The sequence below is a fragment of the Rhodovulum sp. genome (genome assembly GCF_011048875.1).
Taxonomy (GTDB): domain Bacteria; phylum Pseudomonadota; class Alphaproteobacteria; order Rhodobacterales; family Rhodobacteraceae; genus Rhodovulum; species Rhodovulum tesquicola.
Genome location: NZ_DSDD01000500.1, coordinates 1 through 2880, shown reverse-complemented (window position 1 = coordinate 2880; position 2880 = coordinate 1). Strand labels below are relative to the sequence as shown.

General features: G+C 64.9%; 6 protein-coding genes and 1 pseudogene. 3 read left to right on the top strand and 4 right to left on the bottom strand.

Annotated elements, in window-relative coordinates; genetic code table 11:
• A pseudogene (locus tag ENN83_RS16890) lies at positions 1 to 222 on the bottom strand (acyl-CoA transferase); the annotation flags it as partial.
• A gap of 160 nt (positions 223 to 382) precedes the next feature.
• Between ENN83_RS16890 and ENN83_RS16885 the strand changes: the two are divergent.
• Positions 383 to 1084: a helix-turn-helix domain-containing protein gene (locus tag ENN83_RS16885; protein WP_287189001.1), complete on the top strand. Its 702-nt coding sequence runs from the start codon at positions 383 to 385 to the stop codon at positions 1082 to 1084.
• Positions 1085 to 1132: 48 nt separating this feature from the next.
• Here ENN83_RS16885 and ENN83_RS16880 read toward each other — a convergent pair whose 3' ends face one another.
• Genes ENN83_RS16880 through ENN83_RS16870 form a run of 3 tightly spaced genes read right to left on the bottom strand, consistent with a single transcriptional unit; the run spans position 1133 to position 2408 of the window.
• Positions 1133 to 1765, bottom strand: a complete 633-nt coding sequence (locus ENN83_RS16880) for a DUF6441 family protein (protein WP_287189000.1) — start codon at positions 1763 to 1765, stop codon at positions 1133 to 1135.
• Positions 1762 to 2073 (bottom strand): head-tail joining protein, encoded by a 312-nt coding sequence (locus tag ENN83_RS16875; protein ID WP_287188998.1) that lies wholly within the window; start codon positions 2071 to 2073, stop codon positions 1762 to 1764. The genes ENN83_RS16880 and ENN83_RS16875 overlap by 4 nt, the downstream gene beginning before the upstream one ends.
• Positions 2073 to 2408, bottom strand: coding sequence for a DUF2190 family protein (locus ENN83_RS16870; RefSeq protein WP_287188997.1), 336 nt, complete (start codon positions 2406 to 2408; stop codon positions 2073 to 2075). Before ENN83_RS16870 ends, ENN83_RS16875 begins: the two co-directional genes overlap by 1 nt.
• Before the next feature lie 69 nt (positions 2409 to 2477).
• Between ENN83_RS16870 and ENN83_RS16865 the strand changes: the two genes are divergently transcribed.
• Positions 2478 to 2717, top strand: coding sequence for a ribbon-helix-helix domain-containing protein (locus ENN83_RS16865; protein WP_287188995.1), 240 nt, complete (start codon positions 2478 to 2480; stop codon positions 2715 to 2717).
• 5 nt (positions 2718 to 2722) lie between these two features.
• Positions 2723 to 2880, top strand: a 158-nt coding sequence (locus tag ENN83_RS17260; protein WP_414707687.1) for a type II toxin-antitoxin system RelE/ParE family toxin, incomplete at its 3' end; no start/stop codon positions are given.

Here is a 2880-nt window from a genome sequence, read left to right as displayed (position 1 = left end):
GTCGGCGCCTTGGACCACCGCCTCTATCTCGGCGAGGTGCTGGTAGTGGTAGCGCAGTGGCGACAGCGTCACCTCGGGTTCACCGGGCTCACCGTCTCGGAGGATCAGCAGCCCCTCGGCCGGCACGCGCTCGGGCAGCACCTCACCGCGCAGGGCGGTGGCGGGCAGTGCCGAGAGCCGCGCGTGCAGCGCGGCGAGGATGGTTTCGCGTGTGGTGGACACTGCGGTTCTTCGTCCTTTCGCTGTGGTGCGCTGTCTACATCTGTCGCCTTATTTCTACTTCCTGTCGCTGCTGTGTCGTCATAGAGTCGTCACCGTGTCGTCGGCGCACTGAAAGGAATTCGCGATGGTTGGCGCATCGAAACCAAGACGGAGATCATCCATGACCATCGATGGCGCAAAGTTGCGGACCCTTCGACTGCAGAAGGGCATGTCGCAGGAGAAGCTGGGTCTACTGACCAACCTAAATAAGCGGACTATTCAGCGGGCCGAGAACGGAGAATTGATTTCAATAGAGAGTTTGGCTTTCATCGCGGACGCGCTTGAGGTCGAGCCCCAAGCGTTGAGGGGCCGCCAGCAAGACGTGATCCTGCATGGCGCTCCCCCGCAAACGACGAGGCAGGGTGAGGTGGTCCTTGTGCCCGTTACGCGGGGCTCGCGGTTGGTGAACACGCTTCGAGATGCGTTCATGGCAAAATTCGAGTACGAGGCTGAACCCACCGAAGATAACCTTCCGCTGCTGGAGGAGATCGCGGAAATCCTCAATGCCGCGTGGGAGAACCCATGGGAACCGCCCAGCGGCCGCTTCGGCGAAAGTACGGACGCAGAACTGCTACGGCTTCAAGCAAAGGCAAACCGTGTGATCCCGTCTCTACAAGATCAGGGCATCATGATTTTCATGGGCACGTACTCGAGCTTGCAGCAGCAGCCGCGATACGACATCGACGAAGGCCACATGTACATTCGGGACGGGTGGCCAAGAGAGCGCGTCACCAATGTGCGTGTCGTCGTCTCGGACGATGCGGTGGGGCACCTGACCCGCATCCCGGGTGACTACGAGGATTTGGAGGAAATCCCCTTCTGAGCGGCGGCGCAAGGTGAACAGCCGGGATTTTTCGTAGTTGAACGTTGGCTACAGTTTGGCCTCCACCCAATTCGCCACGATCAGCCCCGGCACACTGTCCAGCGCCCGGTCTGCATCCCGCGCCAGGTCCAGCCGCTTGCGCAACTTGACCTGCGGGACCAGCAGGAAGATCGGCGCAGTGACCTGATTGCGGCCCGTCTTGGAACGTGACGCCACAGCCTGGCCGCGGGTATTGATCCGGGCGCGGTCGGCCACCAGCAGGCTGGGGCCGCGCGGGCGGTAGACGAAGCGTAGCCGCATGCCACGGCGGCGCTCCCATTCGCCCGGGGTGATCCGACCACCGCGGAAGCCGCGCCCGGCGGCTTCGGTCGGGATCGCGAGCCAGAAGCCATTTCGCGACCGGATCAGCGGGCCAGTGTCATGGGCACCGACGATCGTCGGCGCCTTGGACCAGACGAGAGCGGCGGCGTTCAGACTCTGGCGCCCCTTCGGGTAAGTCTGGCTCCGTATCGAGCGGGCAAGGCGCTGGCCGAGCCCTGCGCCCACGATCTGCGCTCGCCAGGCGGTCTTGAGGATGTTTCCGGCCTCGCGCGTGGCGGCGGTGACAGCCTTCTCGCCGGCCCTGATTTCGGCGGCCATCATGGCGACGAGGTCAGGCGTGATGTCGAGCTTCAGTTTCACGCGGGCCTCAGCTCCACGGTCCAGATCAGGCGTTCGCTGTCGCGCAAGGGCTCTCCCTGGACGAGAAACGCGTCACCATCGATCTCGATGCGGTCGCCGGGGCGCGGGTTCGGAACCTCGGCCACGCGCAGGTCGATGCGCGTGGTCTCCGACCAGAGGCGCGCCTCGCCGAAGCCGGTGACATCGTCCGGCCGCCGCAGGATGGCGCGCACGAGCACTGGCACACCACCCTCGGCGGTGTAGACGACGTCCCGGCCCAGATGCGCATCGGCGAAGAGCGCGTCCATGGCCACGGCGAAGGCGGTCATCAGAAGCTGCCGTTGAGCCGTACGCGCCCGATCACGTCACCGGCGCCGCCCGCGACCGCCTCGGTCGCCACGCCGATGGCCGTGTTCGAGGTATCGACCGTGGTGCATTCCCGCGCACTGTCGTCCCAATAGATCTTCGCGCCGGCGCTCCAGGCCTGGCTGGCGGTCTTCTTCAGGTCGAAGACACCGACAAGGGCAGCCTCGACCGTTGCGCCATTCGCGGCATCGCCCGCGGCCACGCCGAAGATGGCGCCCACGAGCATGCCGTCGCCGGAGGCGACCTCGTAGGGAGCGGTCAGGGTGATGGTGTTGCCGGGCTGGACGTAGTTTTTCATGGAGAGGATCCTTTCTTGAACTTGCGGTTGGTGAGATTTTTTCCTACCTTTCGGGCGGGAGGGTCGGACATGGCCGGAAAAATCAGCATTTCCATCACTGACGAGCATGCAGCCTTGCTGCAGGAGGCCGTCGGCAGTGGCGACTACGCCTCTACGAGCGAGGTGATCCGCGAGGCGCTGCGCGAATGGCGGGCCCGACGAACGCTGGGCCAGTTGTGGGACGAAGGACTGGCGAGCGGGTCCTGCGAGCCCGGCACCACCATGGCCGATATCAAACGCGAGGCCCGGAGCCGCCGGAACCATCCCTGATCCTCATGGTGCAGGTGTATTTCACGCGGGCCGCCCGCGAGGATCTGATCGCGATCTGGACGCATATCGCCGACGACAACCCGCAAGCCGCTGACCGCGTCCTCGACCGGCTGGAAGAGTCCGCCAACCGTCTGGCGGACAATCCGCAGATGGGCCCGGCGCG